The following is a 16041-nucleotide window of genomic DNA, read 5'->3' as shown; positions in this document are numbered from 1 at the left end:
GTGATTGGATTGCCCCATGTCCTCTTCGGCGCACGCTCCTGCGCGGCCCCCGCGCGTGGCCGCTCCACCGCGCCCGCCGCTGACCCGGGATCGTGAGTGCATGGTGGCCGGCGTCAGCACGGGGCTCGCCCGCCATCTCGGTGTGCGGGTGTCGTTGGTGCGGGCGCTGTTCATCGCCCTGACATTGTGCGGCGGCGCCGGCATCCTCCTCTATGCATGGTGCTGGATGTTCACGCCCTGGGCGGAGGGCGAGAGCGCGCCGACCAGACGGATGCCGGTGGCCTGGCTGCTGCTCGCCCCTGCCGCGGTCGGGATGCTCGTCGTCCTCGTCTGGCGAGGAGGCAGCGACTGGCTGAGCGGATCGATCCCGCCCGGCACCGCGGCCGTCGTCGTCGGTGGCACCGTGGCCTTCGCGACGGGTGCCGGTCTCTGGGCCACGCTCATAGATCGCACCGACACCGCGCGCGGGCCCCGGCACACCCTGAGCATCCGGATCCTCGCGATCCTGCTGCTCGCCCTGCTGGTCACGGTTCTGCTGTCCTGGCCGGTGGCGCGCTCGGGTGTGGCGCTGGTGCTCCTCCCGCTGGTCGGGCTCGCCGCCGTGGTGTCGTCGACGCTGATCCCGCGGTGGCGGGAGCTGTCGGGTGAACGGGTGCGCCGCATCCGGGAGGAGCAGCGCAGTCAGATGGCCGCCCACCTGCACGACTCGGTGCTGCAGACACTGGCGCTGATCCAGAACAGGGCGGGGGCCTCCAGCGAAGCCGCACGGCTCGCCAGGGCGCAGGAGCGCGAGCTGCGCGCGTGGTTGTACGACGGCGATGCCCCCGCCGACAGTGATCTTCCGACCGATCTGCGCGACTATGCGGGAGCGCTCGAACTCGACTACCCCGTGCGCATCGACGTCGTCTCGGCCGGGCTGTCGACCGAGCGGGCGAGCGGGGAGCTCGCCGCGGCGGCGCGGGAGGCGATCCTGAACGCGGCCCGGCACGCGGGTGGGGAGATCTCCGTGTACATCGAGGGAAGCGCCTCGGGGGTGGACGTGTTCGTCCGCGATCGGGGGGCGGGATTCCGACTCGACGATGTGCCCAGCGATCGCCTGGGAGTGCGGGAGTCGATCATCGGCCGGATGCGCCGTGCGGGCGGCACCGGAAAGGTACGCAGCGATGGGAACGGCACCGAGGTGCGCCTTCGCATCACCACGAGCGCGCTCCAGGATCGACCGGCGCCGCGCCCGACCTCTTCGCGGGAGGAGAACCATGGCTGACAGCATCCGGGTCGTGATCGTCGACGACCACTCGATCTTCCGCTCCGGGCTGCGCGCCGACCTCGACGCGAGCGTCGACGTGGTCGGAGAGGCCGCCGACGTGCCGTCCGCGATCGCGGTGATCGGCGAGACGCAGCCGGATGTCGTGCTCCTCGACGTGCACCTGCCAGGGGGTAGCGGAGACGATGCGGCCGGAGGCGAGGCCGTGATCCGCGGCTCGTCTCCCACCGTGGCCCGGTTCCTCGCCCTGAGCGTGTCGGACGCGGCGGCCGATGTCGTGCGCGTGATCCGCGCCGGCGCCAGGGGCTACATCACCAAGGGGTCGTCGGGTGTGGAGGTCAGCAGCGCGGTGCGCGCAGTGGCCGACGGGGATGCGGTGTTCTCTCCGCGGCTCGCCGGCTTCGTGCTGGACGCGTTCGGTGCGGTGGCCGGCGAGACAGCGACGGCGACCGACGAACTCGACCGGCTCTCGGCGCGCGAGCAGGAGGTCATGCGCCTCATCGCCCGCGGCTACGCGTACAAGGAGGTCGCATCCGAGCTGTTCATCTCGATCAAGACGGTCGAGACGCACGTGTCATCCGTGCTGCGGAAGCTGCAGCTGTCGTCGCGTCACGAACTCACGGCCTGGGCCTCGGAGCGGCGCCTGCTGTGAGCCGGCTCCGCGGTCGGACGCCTCAGGCGGCGAGCCACAGACCCTTCTGATCCGTCGCGATGGTGAGCCCGGCGGCAACCGTCTCGTCGTCGCCGATCCTCGCGCCGCGCACGATGCGCGCCCCGGCGCCGATGTCGGTGCGCACGCCCACGTAGGCGTGATCGCCGATCGCCGCGCCGTGGCCGACGTGCGCGTGCGCGTCCACGAACGCGCCCTCGCCGATCACTGCGTCTTCGTCGATCCAGGCACCGCGCGCGATCGTCGCGCCGGCGCCGACGCGCGCTCCCGGTTCGATATAGGCACCCGCCTCGATATGCGCCTTCGGGTGCACCTTCGCGCCATGCGCGACGAGACCCCGGCCGTTCGCGTGCTTGCGGTACCGCAGCGTCGCGCCCTGGTCGTTCTCGATGTCGACGTAGTTCTTGCCCACGATTCCTCCCGTGCTCCGGAGTTCTCCGGATATACCAACAACCACGGCGAGGTCGGATTCATTCCCGCGGATGGATGTTGTCAGCGTTGACAGGAAGGGCACCAGAAGGTGACGCGCTCTCGGGTCGGATCTGCGCCCTGCTCACCGCGCCTGATGAGGGTGCCGCAGCGTCGGCACGGGCGCCCGGCGCGGCCGTACACCCAGGTGGTCTGGCCGCCGCGATTGACGCCGGTGAACGTGCGGTCGGCGCGATCGCGGTTGGCACGGATCGTGCGTGCACCGAGGTCGAGGAGGGCGGCGACATCGACCTCCGGCGTCGGCGTCGTCGGCAGGATTCCCCGCAGGAACAGGAGTTCTGCGGCGTACTCGTTTCCGAATCCCGCGACGTTGCGCTGATCGAGGAGGGCGACATGGATGCTGCGGGTGTCGGCCCCGAGGCGCCGGACCGCCCCTGCCGCATCCCAGTCGGCGGCGAGGGGATCCGGACCCAGGTGACCGACGAGCTGGTCTTCATCCCGGGTGGGGACGACCTCGATCTCGGCGATGTCCACGCCGACGGCTTCGCGGTGCGCCGTGCCGACGATCGCGCGCACCTTGAAGGCCGGGTGGCGCCACTTCTCGCCCGGTCGGTACACGAACCAGGCGCCGTCCATGCGCAGATGCGAATGCAGTGTGCTGTCGCCCACGCGCAGCAGCAGGTGTTTGCCGCGCGCGAGTGCACCGTGCACCGGCTGCCCGGTCAGATCGAGGGTCGCGAACCGGGGGACCCGGAGGTCGAATCGGGTGACCTCCGCACCCGACAGGGCCTCGTCGAGGCGCCGTGCGGTGCGGAAGACGGTGTCGCCCTCGGGCATCAGGGCGCTCCGAGGGGCGCGTGGGGCGGGCGCGGTGCCTGCTGCGGTGCTGCGGGTGGTGGCGGGGTCGCCGGCAGGCTCGGTGCGGTGGCGCCCGTGCGGGCGAGCATGTCCCGCGCCAGCATGGTGCTGCCGGCGACGGCGGCGGGCATGATCGCGACCGCGCCGCCGGGGATCAGGAAGCAGAGCTGGGTCGCGACGCCGAAACCGAGGACCCGCGCCCGGCTGCCCGAGAACAGGGCGGCGCGATCGGCCGGGCTGAGCTCGCGCGCGTCGAAGGCGCGCCCCGTGAGCTCGCGGGCGAGCAGCCGACCGGTGAGCACCACACCGGAGATGGCGCCGAGGAACCCGCCGACCGCCGGGATGAGGCCGATCAGGAGCACGAGGATCGCGATCAGGATGCCGAGCAGGATCAGCCGGAGCCCCTCGCCGAGCGTTGTCCAGAAGCTGCCGCCGTCCGCCGGAGGCGCCTCGCCCAGGTCGACCTCGACCGCGTGCCAGATGCGCTGGTAGAAGGGGTCGCCGATGGTCAGGGTCAGGGCGCTGAAGACGACGCTGGCGAGCGCGAGTGCGGCCGCCACGATCACGAGGCCCACGGCGGCGCGCAGCAGACCCCTCCACGGCTCGAACCACCCCTCGGCGAACGGGGTCAGCCAGACGGACAGCGACGGCATGCTGAGCACCAGCGGGATGAGGGCGGCCGCGAGCACGACCACGGCGATGATCGCGGGGATCAGCCCGAGCATCATGAGACCGGGCCTGGTGCGCCACAGCCCGAACCCGCGCAGCAGGGTGCGGATGCCGGTCGCGAACTCTCGGATCATGGCTTCCAGCGTAGGTGCATCGCTCAGACGGCCTTGCGGAGCGTGTACCCGCGCGGAGTCGCCACGAAGCCGGCCTCCTGCAGGGCGAGGGCGAGTCCCGTGCCATAGACGCCCTCGCCGTTGATCTTCTCGACGGTCAGGGTGTCGAGGCGGCGACTGCGCGCGGTGGTCGCGAGGTCGGCGGCTGCGGCGCGCAGCACCTCGGGGTCGTCGCTGAACGACAGCACCGTGCGGCCGCCGCGTTCGAGGGAGAGCACGAGGGTGCCGTCGACGAGCACGACCAGAGCGCCCGCCTTGCGCCCGGGGCGGTGCGACACTCCGTCGAGCTTGGGCCAGCCGAGCGCGGCACCGTAGGGGTTCGCGGGATCGGTCGCCGCGAGGGTCACGGCCTTGCGGGGAGGCGGGTCGGCGAGTCCGGCGTAGGTGCGCAGACGATCGACCGTTCCAGAGGCGGCGAACTGCGCGGCTCCCAGCTTCTCGATCACGTAGCCGCGGCGGCAGTGGCCGGCTTCCTCGAAACCGGCGAGCACCCGGTAGGCCTGGGCGAAACCACCGGGAATGCCCTCGGCCTGCACGGCGCCGCGGGTGACGACGCCGTAGCGGTCGAGCAGGAGCCCGGCGGTGACGGTCGCCCGGCGGGCGGGATCGGTCTCGAGTGCAGGCAGCAGCGACCAGCGCCCGCCGATCGAGGGCGGCCGGGGAGCTGCGGCACCCGTGAAGGACACGCCACGGTAGGTGCGGGCACGGGGAGCCCGGCGTTTGACCTTGTGCGCCTGCGAGCCGCCCGCGAGAAGGGAGCGGATCGGGGCGAACGTGTCGTTGGTGACGTGGCCCGACCACGTCAGCGACCACAGCGCCTCGAGCACGGACTGCTCGTTCTCGGCCGCCGCCATCTCTTTCAACTGCCCGGCGAAGTAGGCACCGCCCACGTCGAGGGCGACGAGGATGCGCGACTCCAGGGAATCGGACGCGATCTCGGCGTCGCGCTCCGGCAGGGTGAAGGGCGCGAGGTCTGCCGGATGCAGCGACACCCAGCCGTCGCGCCCCGGCAGCGTGCCGTGGCCTGACCAGATGACCTCTCCGGCGGCCGTCAGCTCGTCGAGCATCGCGGGCGAGTAGTCGCGCACCCGGGAGGGGAGCACGAGCGACTCCCACGCGCTCGCGGGGATCGGCACGCCCGCGAACTGCTCGATCACGGTGAGCACGCCGTCGACGCCTTCGAGCGGTCGTCCGATGTGCTGCCAGTCCGGCAGGAATCGGGCATACGCCTCGGGGGAGACGGGCTCGACCGATCCGCGGATCGCGGCGAGCGAGCGCATCCGGAGGCGGCGCAGCACCTCGGTGTCGCACCATTCGATGGCGTCGGCGCTGCCGGCCGCCTCGGGCAGGAAGTACCCGCTCGTGATCCGCCCTGCGGTCTCGAGGCGTTGCAGCGTGTGCCGGGCGACGGCGGCGCCGAGTCCGAATCGCTTCGCGACGGCATCCGTGGTGAACGGGCCGTGCGTGCGGGCATGGCGGGCGACAAGGTCGCCGAGGGGATCGGCGACGGGTTCGAGGAACGCCACAGGGATGCCGGTGGGCAGCGCCGCTCCCAGCGCATCGCGCAGACGCCCCGCATCCTCGATTGCGGCGACGCGGCTCGTGCCGGCGATCGTGACGGGGATCGCCCGGCGCGCGGTGATCAGCTCGTCGAGCAGCGCTCCGGCCGAGGTGTCGGCGATCGACTCGGGGTCGAGGCGCGCGGCCACCTCGTCGGCGTCGAGCGGCCCGAGCATCCGCAGCAGGTCGGCGACGCCCTCGAGCCCGCGTGCCCGGCGATCGGGGTCGAGACGCTGGGCCTCGCGCTCGAACTGGGCGATCACATCGGGGTCGAGCAGTTCGCGCAGCTCGACCGTGCCCAGCAGCTCGCCCAGCAGCGCGGGGTCGACCGAGAGTGCGGCCGCTCGGCGCTCGGCGAGAGGGGAGTCGCCCTCGTACATGAACGCGCCCACGTAGCCGAACAGCAGGTCACGGGCATAGGGCGACGGCTGCCCGGGCTCGGTCTCGACCAGGCGGATGCGGCGATCCGCGATCGACGTCGCGAGTGTGCGCAGCGAGGGGAGGTCGTAGACGTCCTGCAGCACCTCGCGCAGCGTCTCCAGGATCACCGGGAACGTCGGATGGCGTCTGGCCACCTCGAGCAGTTGCGCCGACCGCTGCCGCTGCTGCCACAGCGGCGTGCGCTTGTTCGGGTTCATGCGCGGCATGAGCAGCGCGCGCGCCGCGCACTCGCGGAATCGCGAGGCGAACAGGGCGGAACCGCCCACCTCCTCGGTGACCAGGTGTTCCAGCTCGTCGGGGTCGAACACGAACAGTTCGGCGCCGGGCGGCTCGGCCTCGGCGTCGGGGATGCGCACGATGATGCCGTCGTCGCTCGCGACCGCCGACCCCTCGACGCCGAGACGCTCGCGCACCCGGGCGTTGATCGCCAGCGCCCAGGGGGCATGCACCTTCATCCCGTACGGGGAATGCAGGATGACGCGCCAGTCGCCGACCTCGTCGCGTCCCCGCTCGACCGTCAGGGTGCGGTCGGTGGGCAGCGTGCCCGTCGCCTCGCGCTGCTCGGTCAGGTGGGCCATGAGGTTCGCCCGTGCCTGCTCGTCGAGCCCGGCATCGATGAGTCGCTGCGCCGCCTTCTCGGGGGTGGCCGCCGACACCTCGCGGGAGAACGCGCCCAGCGCCTCGCCGAGTTCGAACGGTCGGCCGATGCCGTCGCCGTGCCAGAACGGCACCTTGCCCGGCTGGCCGTAGGCGGGGATCACGTTGACGCGGTCGTGGGTGATCTCGGCGATCCGCCAGCTCGTCGTGCCGAGCGTGAACACATCTCCCACCCGGGACTCGTAGACCATCTCCTCGTCGAGCTCGCCCACGCGTGCTCCGGTCGTCTCGCCGGCGACGAAGACCCCGAACAGGCCGCGGTCGGGGATCGTGCCGCCACTGGTCACCGCGATGCGCTGCGCACCGGGGCGTCCGGTCAAGGTGCCGGCGTCGCGATCCCACACCAGTCGCGGCCGCAGCTCCGCGAACTCGTCGGAGGGGAAGCGCCCGGCGAGCAGGTCGAGAGTCGCCTCGTAGGCCGAACGCGGAAGGGCCTGGAAGGGCGCCGACCGGCGGACCGTCTCGAACCACTCCTCCACGCCGATGGCGCCGAGTGCGCTCGCCGCGACCGTCTGCTGGGCCAGGATGTCGAGCGGGTTGCGTGGCACCTGGATGGCCTCGATCTTGCCCGCCAGCATCCGCTCGGTCACGATCGCGGTGTGCAGCACGTCGCCGCGATGCTTCGGGAAGAGCGCGGCGCGACTGATCTCGCCCACCTGGTGCCCGGCGCGGCCGACGCGCTGCAGGCCCGAAGCCGCGGACGGGGGCGCCTCGACCTGGATCACGAGGTCGACCGCACCCATGTCGATGCCGAGTTCGAGACTGCTCGTCGCCACGACGCAGCGCAGCACCCCCGACTTCAGCTCCTCTTCGACCTGAGCCCTCTGCTCCTTCGAGACCGACCCGTGGTGCGCCTTCGCGAGCACGGGATCGGCACCAGCGGTGGCTCCGGCCTGCGCCATCATGGCGGCGGGTATGGTCGCCGCCGGCAGCTCGATGCCGATGCGCTCGGAGTAGATCTCGTTCAGTCGGCCCGTCAGGCGCTCGGCGAGCCGGCGGGAGTTCGCGAACACGATGGTCGAGTTGTTCTGCAGGATGCGGTCGACGATCGCCTCCTCGACATGCGGCCAGACGGATCCGGTGACCTCGGAGTATTCGGCATCGGCCGCGTCCCCCGGCACACCGGGAGGGGGCGGCGGGTTGGTCATGTCGTCCATCGGCACGACCACGCCGAGCTCGAAGGTCTTGGATGCGGGAGGTGCGACGATCTCGACCGGAGCCGACCCGCCGAGGAACCGCGCGACCTCGTCGATCGGACGCACCGTGGCCGAGAGCCCGATGCGCTGCGCCGGCTTCTCGATGCCGTTCGCGCGGCGCAGGGCGTCGAGACGCTCGAGACTCACGGCGAGGTGTGCGCCGCGCTTGGTGGCGGCGACGGCGTGCACCTCGTCGATGATCACGGTGTGCACCCCGCGCAGGGTCTCGCCCGCCCGGCTCGTGAGCATGAGGTAGAGCGACTCGGGGGTCGTGATGAGGATGTCGGGCGGATCTGACACGAGCTTGCGCCGGTCGCTCGAGGTCGTGTCGCCCGATCGCACGCCGACCGTCACCGCAGGCGAGGGCACTCCGAGCCGTCTCGCCGACTGCCCGATGCCGATGAGCGGGGAGCGGAGGTTGCGCTCGACGTCGACGCCGAGCGCCTTCAGCGGGGAGATGTAGAGGATGCGCGTGCGCGGCTCGCCCTTCGCAGGCGCGGAGGTCTCCGCCATGCGCTCGCGGAACACGCTGTCGATCGCCCACAGGAAGGCCGAGAGCGTCTTGCCCGAGCCGGTCGGGGCCACCACGAGGGCGTGCTTGCCTGCGGAGATCGCGTCCCACGCGCCCGCCTGAGCGGGAGTGGGCGCGGGAAAGGCACCCCGGAACCAGTCCTGCGTCGCGGGGGTGAAGCGGTCGAGCACATCGCTCATCCCTCCATCTTCGTGCAGGCCGGGGACATCGGGGTCGTGACGATGTCGGCGGAGGGCGACCTCGACACCTTCATCGAGGTCGCCGAGGTCTGTCCGGCAGAGCAGGCCACCTGCGCCGGGGCGTCGTACCGCAGTACGACGCCCCGGCGCAGTGGGCACTTCGGGCCGACGCGACGGGGCGGCCTGCGCTCATACCGTCTCCCTATGCCCACCGGAAACACCGTCTCCCACCCCGCAGGAACCGCGTTGCGCGTCATCGCCTCGATCGTCGGAAGCGTGCTCGTCGCCGTCGCGCTGAGCATCATCTGGATCGCCAGGTTGAGCATCGATCGGGTCCTGTACGTGAGTGGTCTCGGCGCAGACGGCGAGCCGACCGCCGGATGGTTCGAACTCGCGCTGCTCCTGCTCGTCGTCGGGGGCTTCGCTGTGGCCTGGGCCGCGCGCGGGCTGCGCTCCACGGTGCCGTGGCTGAGCGTCTGGTCGCCGTCGTTCTCGGTGGCGATGGCGTCGTCGCTGTTCCTGGTGGCCTCGCAGGTCACGTGCACGACCGGATGCCCGCTGCCGGTCGGGCCCGCGTTCACGTGGCAGGACCTCGTGCACACGACCGTCGCCGTTCTCGCCTTCGCGCTCGCCGCCTTCGCGATGCTCCAGGTCTCGTTCGTGGAGGGTCGACGGCGGCTGCGGGTGCTTTCGCTCGGCGCCGGTGTCTCCACCGCAGCGATCGCGGCGGCCGGCGGCATCCTCTCGCTCCTGCAGTTCCGCACCGACATCGGGAGCATCCTCGAACTCGTCGCGACCACCATCGGGATGGGGTGGCTCGCGATCCTCGGAATGGACACCGCGGTCGCGCAGCGGCGGGTGCGGCGCAAGACATGGAAGCCGGTGCTGCAGGCCGTCGAAGTCCGCAGGAGCACCGCGCGCAGCCCGGGAACGATCTCTCTCGTCGCCGTCTCCCGCTGAGGGAGCCGCGAGTGCGGTGCGTAGAGTCGTCACATGCGAGAGTCAGCACCGGCCGGCGATGGAGGGGTCCGTGCGGTGGACCTGCCACGGCCACCGGGAGTGGTGCGGCGGTTCTGGGGGAGTCACCCCTGGCTCTTCGACGGGCTGCTCGCCTTCTTCTATCTCCTTCTGAGCGGGTTCTGGGTGCTGGTCACCCCGTTGTCGTCGGGAAAGTGGTCGCCGCTCCCACCGATTCTCATCCCGCTGATCCTCGCGCTCGTCGGCGCCGCGGGCCTGCTCGTCCGGCGCCATCGTCCCTGGATCACCTTCGCGGTGTTCGTCATCGTCGCGGCGATCACGATCGTGATCGACACCCCCGCCGACCCGATCGGCATCGCCCTGGCGCTGTACGCCGTGTTCGTCTATCGCTCGAACCGCAGTGGTTGGATCGCCTTCGGGATCACGGTCCTCGGCGGCATCCTCGTGTTCCCGCTGCTGGACGGCCTGCGGCGGGGCGACCTCGGCGGCTCGTTCTCCGTGGCGGTGAGCCTGCTCTTCCTCGTCGTGATGCTGATCGCCGCGCTCCTCGGAGTGACCGTGGGTGACCGGCGCCGCTACATCGGGGCGATCCTCGACCGCGCCAACCAGCTCGCGCGCGAACGCGACCAGCAGGCGAGGATCGCGACACTGGCCGAGCGTGCGAGGATCACCCGCGAGATCCACGATGTCGTGGCGCACAGCGTGTCGGTCATGGTGTCTCTCGCGGACGGTGCGAGCGCGCTGGCCGAAAAGGACCCCCAGCGGTCGCGGAGTGCCGTTCAGGAGATCGGCGAGGTCGGTCGGCAATCTCTCATCGAGATGCGGCAGCTGCTGGGAGCCCTCGGAGACGACACCGTCGACGCGGACGAGCAGAGTCCGCTGCGCCCCAATCCCGGGCTGAGCGAGCTCACCGTTCTGGTCGAGACCTTCCGCACGGCCGGGCTGCCGGTCACGGTGCGCACGCAGGGAGCGGCGCCCTCATCACCGGCTCTGCAGAACACGATCCACCGCATCGTGCAGGAGGCGCTCACGAACGCGCTGCGCTACGCGAAGGATCCGCGCGAGGTTCTCGTGAACCTCGACTTCCGTGGAGAGGTCCTGATGGTCGAGGTCTCGGATGACGGACGGCAGGGCCCACCGGCGGCATCCGTCGGGTCGGGACGCGGCCTCCTCGGAATCCGGGAGCGTGCACGACTCGCAGGCGGAACTGTGCAGGCGGGGCCCGCACCCGGCGGCGGATGGCGCGTGCGGGTGGAGATCCCCGAGCAGGAGGAACAGCGATGACCGAGGAAAGAATCCGACTCCTCATCGTCGACGATCACGAGCTGATCCGGCGCGGTATGCGAATGGTGCTCGATGCCGAGGACGACATGCAGGTGGTGGGCGAGGCGGTTTCCGGTGCGGAGGCCGTGCACATGGCCGCGGATCTGCGACCCGATGTGATCCTGATGGACATCCGGATGCCGGAGATGGACGGCATCGAGGCGACCCGCCGCATCGTCAGAGGCACGCCGTCGAGCCGCGTGCTGGTGCTCACGACCTTCGACCTCGACGAGTATGCGTTCGGGAGCCTCCGCGCAGGAGCGAGCGGGTTCCTGCTGAAGAACACGCCGCCAGGGCAGCTGACCACTGCGATCCGAGCGATCGCCGCGGGTGACGCCCTGGTCTCGCCGCGTGTGACCCGATCGATGCTCGACCTGTTCGCCACCCGCCTGCCCAGGGAGTCCGAGACGGTGGATCCGCGGTTGGGGGTGCTGACCGAGCGGGAGCGCGAGGTGTTCCTCGCGATCGCCAAGGGCTACAACAACACCGAGATCAGCAAGAGCCTGTTCGTGTCCGAGTCGACCGTGAAGACCCACGTCGGCCGCATCCTGTTGAAGCTCGATCTGCGCGACCGCGTGCAGGCCGTCATCCTCGCCTACGAGGCCGGGGTGGTCTGACAGCACGGGTCCCGGGAAGGCGGGTGGGGGAAATCCCTCTCCTCCACACCCGCCTCTCCCGCGCGTCACGCTTCCAGCGAGACCTCCTGAAGAGCGCCCTCGGCATCGATCTCGAGTGTCAGGTCGAGATCCAGCCGCCGCAGGAACGCATCGTCATGACTCACGATGAGCACCGCGCCCCGGTACGCGCGGAGGGCCTCGACGAGCTGGTCGACCGTGTCGAGGTCGAGGTTGTTGGTCGGCTCGTCGAGCACCACGAGGTGCGGTGCGGGGTCGGCGAGCAGCAGCTTCGCCAGCGCGACGCGGAAGCGCTCGCCGCCGGAGAGGGCGGCGACCGGACGCTCCGCGATGGCCCCGCGGATGAGGAACCGGGCGAGCCGGTTGCGCAGCTCCTTCTCCGGCACGTGCGGCGCCGCGGCGGCGATGTTCTCGAACACCGACCGCCGCTCGTCGAGGCCGTCCACGCGTTGCGGCAGGTAGCCGATCAGATCGGTGTGGGCTTCGGCATGCAAAGGCGACCGCGCACGACCCAGGGCTTCCGTCCCGGATCCGACGCGCTCCGCCCCCTCTGGCCCGTCGGGAGCCATTCCTTCCGAGTCGTGAACACCGGCGGCGATCAACCGCTCCAACAGCGTGGTCTTCCCGGCACCGTTCCGGCCGATCAACGCGACACGCTCCGGCCCCTGGATCACCCAGGCCCGTTCGTGATCGCCGATCGTCGCGATACGGCGGCTGCGCGACACCTGCGGGTCGGGCAGTTCGATCTTCATCGAGGCGTCGGAGCGCACACGTCGCCCGGCCTCGTCGAGCACCGATCGTGCGGCATCCTCCTTCGCCCCGACCTCGGTGCGGAGCTTGCCCGCTGAGACCTCGGCGGCCATCTTGCGGCCGTGCGCGACGATCTTCGGGACGCGCTTCTCGATCTCCGCCTTCTTCGCGGTGCGGGTGCGGTGGGCGAGTTTCACCTCGGCCTCGATCCGCTGGCGCTTCTCCTTGCGGAACGCCTGGGCGGCGGTGACCTCGGCCTGTCTCGCAGCATCCTGCTCGGCGTCCAGCCAGGCGCGCCACTGCGAATAGGGGCCACCGAACACGCTCAGCGTCTGGGCGTACAGCTCGGCGGTGTCATCCATCAGCTCGAGCAACGACAGGTCGTGACTGACGACGATGAGCGTGCCCTTCCAGGCCTGCACCATCGCCGCGAGCTTGGTCCTGGCGTCGCGGTCGAGGTTGTTGGTCGGCTCGTCGAGGAGCGTGATCGGTGCACGGCGCAGGCGGATGCCGGCGATCGCGACGAGCACGGCCTCGCCGCCGGACAGCTCCCCGACCCTGCGGTCGAGGAACTCCGGAGCGAGCCCGGCCTCCGCCAGCGACGCCTCGGCGCGCGCCTCGATGTCCCAGTCGTCGCCGACCGCATCGAAGTGGACGGGGTCGACGTCGCCCGCGCTGATCGCCCGCACGGCGTCGAGTGCCGCGGACACGCCGAGGAGCTCGGCGACGCGGCGGTCGACGTCGAGAGTCAACTGCTGCGGAAGGTACGCGACCTCGCCGGATGCCGTGATGGCGCCCGATGTGGCTTCGAGCGAGCCTGCCATCAGCCGCAGCAGCGTGGATTTGCCCGCGCCGTTGCGACCTACGAGGCCGGTGCGTCCCGAGCCGAATGCGCCCGAGACGCCGTCGAGCGCGATCGAGCCGTCGGGCCAGGTGAAGGTGAGTCGGTCGAGCACGACCGATGGGTGAAGAGCGGTGGGGGTTGACATGAGTGTCTCCTGTCGAGTGCATGGGTGCACTGACACCGAGCCCTACCGGCTCGTGACACGCGTCACAGGATGCGGAGGGGAGGGTCTGCCGTGGAGTCGGCGATCGTCGGGTCAGCGCGCGGGAAGAAGAGCGCGGAGGCGACGGATCAGATCAAAGGACTTCCAGACACGGCGGACAGGACTCCCCGACGATACCCGGGCGTGTCGCATTCCCGCAACCCCGGGCGTGTCGGTTCGTGGCTCGGTCGTCGATGACGACGATGGGGCTAGCTCGCGGCGACCCCGTCGAGCCACTTCGTGAGGAACCGGTGCACGTCGATGAGCTCCTCCTCGGAGATGCTGTGGGTGAGCCCGGTGTACACCCGGCCCGACAGCTCTGAGTGCGTGGGCAGCCACTGCGCGGTGTGATCGATCAGCGCGGGTGGGATGACGTCGTCGTGCGTTCCTCGGCCCCAGAACACGGGTGGGCGCAGCTCTTCCAGGGCCTCGTCGTTCGGAAGCTCTCCCGGGGACGCATAGCCGCTCAGCGCCACCACCGCGCCGAACCGCTCGGGTGCCAGCCGCAGGGCCTGCAGCGACACCGCCGCGCCCTGCGAGAAGCCGAGCAGCGCGATCGAGGGAGCCTCGGTCGCCGCCGTGTCGAGCCAGCGCAGGAAGGACTCCGCCGCGAGGGTGACGGCCGCGGAGCTGCGCCCGTCGAGTCCCTCGATCGGATACCACGAGCGCCCTGGCATCGGCCACGGGGGTGCGAGGGGCGCAGCGACGGATGCGACGGCGATGCCCTCGGGGAGGTAGGGGACGAGTCCGAACAGGTCGTGCTCGTCGGCACCGTAGCCGTGGAGCAGGACCAGCAGCGGCATCCCGCCGCGGTCGGGGGATGACCATCTGGTCGCGGTGTCGTCGATCGTCAGGTTCTCGCTCACATCGTCATCCTGCCAGGGGCGACCGACGTGCACACGGTGTCGGTTCAGGAAGGCGGCTGGTAGAAAGGACACATGGCGGTCCGCACACCTGATCCCGAGCCGGAGCCCGACGACGAAGGTCTCGGCGCTTTCCGGGAGTCGAACCCGCCCTCCCCGGATGCGAACCCCGGCTGGCTGAGCGAATTCGAGCTCGCAGAGGCGCGACGCCGTCTGCCGATGCTCTACGTCGAGGCGATTCCCGTGCGCACCGACGGCTCCGGCCAGGTGACCGAGATCGGCATCCTCCTGCGCTCCACGCCGATGGGGGAGATGACGCGCACGATCGTGTCGGGGCGCGTCCGCTTCGGGGAGACGGTGCGCGACGCCCTGTTCCGGCATGTCGAGAACGACCTCGGTCCGATGGCCTTCCCGTTGATGCCGCCGCAGCCGCTGCCCTTCACCGTCGCGGAGTACTTCCCGATGCCCGGCGTGAGCGCCTTCCATGACGACCGGCAGCACGCCGTGTCCCTGGCCTTCGTCGTGCCGGTCACCGGTACGTGCGAGCCGCGCCAGGATGCCCTCGAGGTCACCTGGTTCTCGCCGGAGGCCGCCGCATCCGATGCGGTCGCCGCCGAGATGGAGAACGGTCGCGGCACGCTCATCCGCCAGGCTCTCGCGAGCCTCGGCCTCCTGCGCTGACTTCTCCGGAAGCTCAGGCCGTGGTGAGGCGGGCGAGCTCGGCGACGAACGCGTCGACGTCGGCTTCCTCGGTGTCGAAGCCGCACATCCAGCGCACCTCCTTGCGCGCCGCGTCCCAGTCGTAGAAGCGGAACGAGTCGCGGAGCCGGTCGGCGACGCCGTCGGGGAGCGTGGCGAACACGCCGTTGGACTGGGTCGGCTGGGTGAATTCCACACCCCGGATGGATCCGTCGGCGATCCCGGCCTCGATCTCGGAGCGCAGGCGCGCCGCCATGGCATTGGCATGCCGGGCGTTGCGCAGCCAGAGGTCGCCCTCCAGCAGCGCGATCAGCTGGGCGGAGACGAAACGCATCTTCGAGGAGAGCTGCATGTTGAACTTGCGCGAGTAGGTGAGACCGTCGGCGGCCTCGGGGTTCAGCACGACGATCGCCTCGCCGAGCATGGCGCCGTTCTTGGTTCCGCCGAAGGTGAGCACGTCGACGCCGGCGTCGCGGGTGAATGCACGCAGCGGCAGATCGAGGGCGGCGGCGGCGTTCGACAGACGGGCGCCGTCGAGGTGCAGCTTCATGCCGCGCTCGTGCACGTGGTCGGCGATCGTGCGGATCTCCTCCGCCGTGTACAGCGTGCCGAGCTCCGTGGTCTGGGTGATCGAGACGACCAGCGGCTGTGCGCGGTGCTCGTCGCCCCAGCCCCACGCCTCGAGGTCGATCAGCTCCGGGGTGAGCTTGCCGTCGTCGGTGGGGACCGTGAGCAGCTTGAAGCCGCCGATCTTCTCGGGGGCCGCAGCCTCGTCGACGTTGATGTGAGCGGTGGAGGCGGCGATCACCGCGCCCCAGCGCGGCAGCATCGACTGCAGGCCGGTCACGTTGGCGCCGGTGCCGTTGAACACCGGGAACGCCTCCACGCCGTCACCGAAGTGCTCCTGGAACACCTCCTGCAGGCGCGCGGTGTACGCGTCCTCGCCGTAGGCGCTCTGGTGGCCGCCGTTCGCCGCGGCGATCGCCGCGAGGACCTCGGGGTGGATGCCGGAGTAGTTGTCACTGGCGAAGCCCCGGATCGCGGGGTCATGCTGGATGCTCACCTCCCCAGCCTAATTGTCCCGGTGCTGCTCTCGGTCCGGTGACCGCGCCTCCGACC

Annotated in this window: 13 protein-coding genes; 6 read left to right on the top strand and 7 right to left on the bottom strand. The window is 70.8% G+C overall.

Annotated elements, in window-relative coordinates; genetic code table 11:
- Window positions 1-16: 16 nt before the first annotated feature.
- On the top strand, window positions 17-1264 hold the full coding sequence (locus ASC55_RS08065; protein WP_082524272.1) for an ATP-binding protein: 1248 nt from the start codon (window positions 17-19) through the stop codon (window positions 1262-1264).
- Window positions 1257-1916 carry a LuxR C-terminal-related transcriptional regulator gene (locus ASC55_RS08060; protein WP_055874252.1) on the top strand — a complete coding sequence of 220 codons (660 nt, stop codon included), beginning with the start codon at window positions 1257-1259 and terminating at the stop codon, window positions 1914-1916. Before ASC55_RS08065 ends, ASC55_RS08060 begins: the two co-directional genes overlap by 8 nt.
- A 22-nt stretch (window positions 1917-1938) precedes the next feature.
- On the opposite strand, the gene ASC55_RS08055 is transcribed toward ASC55_RS08060, so the two are convergent.
- The 4 genes from ASC55_RS08055 to ASC55_RS08040 all read right to left on the bottom strand — a co-directional run bounded on the left by ASC55_RS08055 (window position 1939) and on the right by ASC55_RS08040 (window position 8628).
- Complete coding sequence (locus ASC55_RS08055) at window positions 1939-2346, bottom strand: DapH/DapD/GlmU-related protein (protein ID WP_017829277.1); 408 nt, start codon at window positions 2344-2346, stop codon at window positions 1939-1941.
- Between the two features lie 80 nt (window positions 2347-2426).
- Entirely contained in the window at window positions 2427-3200 is a 774-nt protein-coding gene (locus tag ASC55_RS08050; protein WP_055874249.1) for a DNA-formamidopyrimidine glycosylase family protein, read from the bottom strand.
- The gene (locus ASC55_RS08045; protein WP_055874247.1) at window positions 3200-4024 is read right to left on the bottom strand and encodes an EI24 domain-containing protein; all 825 of its coding nucleotides are present in this window, start codon (window positions 4022-4024) and stop codon (window positions 3200-3202) included. Before ASC55_RS08045 ends, ASC55_RS08050 begins: the two co-directional genes overlap by 1 nt.
- A gap of 23 nt (window positions 4025-4047) precedes the next feature.
- Window positions 4048-8628, bottom strand: a complete 4581-nt coding sequence (locus tag ASC55_RS08040) for an ATP-dependent helicase (protein WP_055874244.1) — start codon at window positions 8626-8628, stop codon at window positions 4048-4050.
- A gap of 204 nt (window positions 8629-8832) precedes the next feature.
- Here ASC55_RS08040 and ASC55_RS08035 point away from each other — a divergent pair, with 204 nt between their 5' ends.
- From ASC55_RS08035 to ASC55_RS08025, 3 genes are read left to right on the top strand one after another with little or no spacing between them, the layout of a single operon-like run.
- Window positions 8833-9588 (top strand): DUF998 domain-containing protein, encoded by a 756-nt coding sequence (locus tag ASC55_RS08035; RefSeq protein WP_200935158.1) that lies wholly within the window; start codon window positions 8833-8835, stop codon window positions 9586-9588.
- Between the two features lie 33 nt (window positions 9589-9621).
- Window positions 9622-10890 (top strand): sensor histidine kinase, encoded by a 1269-nt coding sequence (locus ASC55_RS08030; RefSeq protein ID WP_082524271.1) that lies wholly within the window; start codon window positions 9622-9624, stop codon window positions 10888-10890.
- On the top strand, window positions 10887-11546 hold the full coding sequence (locus ASC55_RS08025) for a response regulator (RefSeq protein ID WP_055865708.1): 660 nt from the start codon (window positions 10887-10889) through the stop codon (window positions 11544-11546). Before ASC55_RS08030 ends, ASC55_RS08025 begins: the two co-directional genes overlap by 4 nt.
- 65 nt (window positions 11547-11611) lie before the next feature.
- Here the strand turns inward: ASC55_RS08025 and ASC55_RS08020 are convergent, their stop codons facing one another.
- Together ASC55_RS08020 and ASC55_RS08015 are read right to left on the bottom strand one after the other, a co-directional pair.
- Window positions 11612-13303, bottom strand: coding sequence for an ABC-F family ATP-binding cassette domain-containing protein (locus ASC55_RS08020; protein ID WP_055874238.1), 1692 nt, complete (start codon window positions 13301-13303; stop codon window positions 11612-11614).
- Between the two features lie 266 nt (window positions 13304-13569).
- Window positions 13570-14226: an alpha/beta hydrolase gene (locus ASC55_RS08015; protein ID WP_200935157.1), complete on the bottom strand. Its 657-nt coding sequence runs from the start codon at window positions 14224-14226 to the stop codon at window positions 13570-13572.
- Window positions 14227-14298: 72 nt separating this feature from the next.
- On the opposite strand from ASC55_RS08015, the gene ASC55_RS08010 reads away from it, so the two are divergent.
- Window positions 14299-14904 (top strand): NUDIX hydrolase family protein, encoded by a 606-nt coding sequence (locus ASC55_RS08010; RefSeq protein ID WP_017829271.1) that lies wholly within the window; start codon window positions 14299-14301, stop codon window positions 14902-14904.
- Window positions 14905-14917: 13 nt separating this feature from the next.
- On the opposite strand, the gene ASC55_RS08005 is transcribed toward ASC55_RS08010, so the two are convergent.
- Complete coding sequence (locus tag ASC55_RS08005; RefSeq protein ID WP_017829264.1) at window positions 14918-15985, bottom strand: threonine aldolase family protein; 1068 nt, start codon at window positions 15983-15985, stop codon at window positions 14918-14920.
- Between the last annotated feature and the right edge of the window lie 56 nt (window positions 15986-16041).

The organism is Microbacterium sp. Root322 (genome assembly GCF_001425645.1).
GTDB classification, from domain to species: domain Bacteria; phylum Actinomycetota; class Actinomycetes; order Actinomycetales; family Microbacteriaceae; genus Microbacterium; species Microbacterium maritypicum.
Note: the sequence above shows the minus strand (reverse complement) of the source record. Positions and strands in the feature narration are given on the sequence as shown.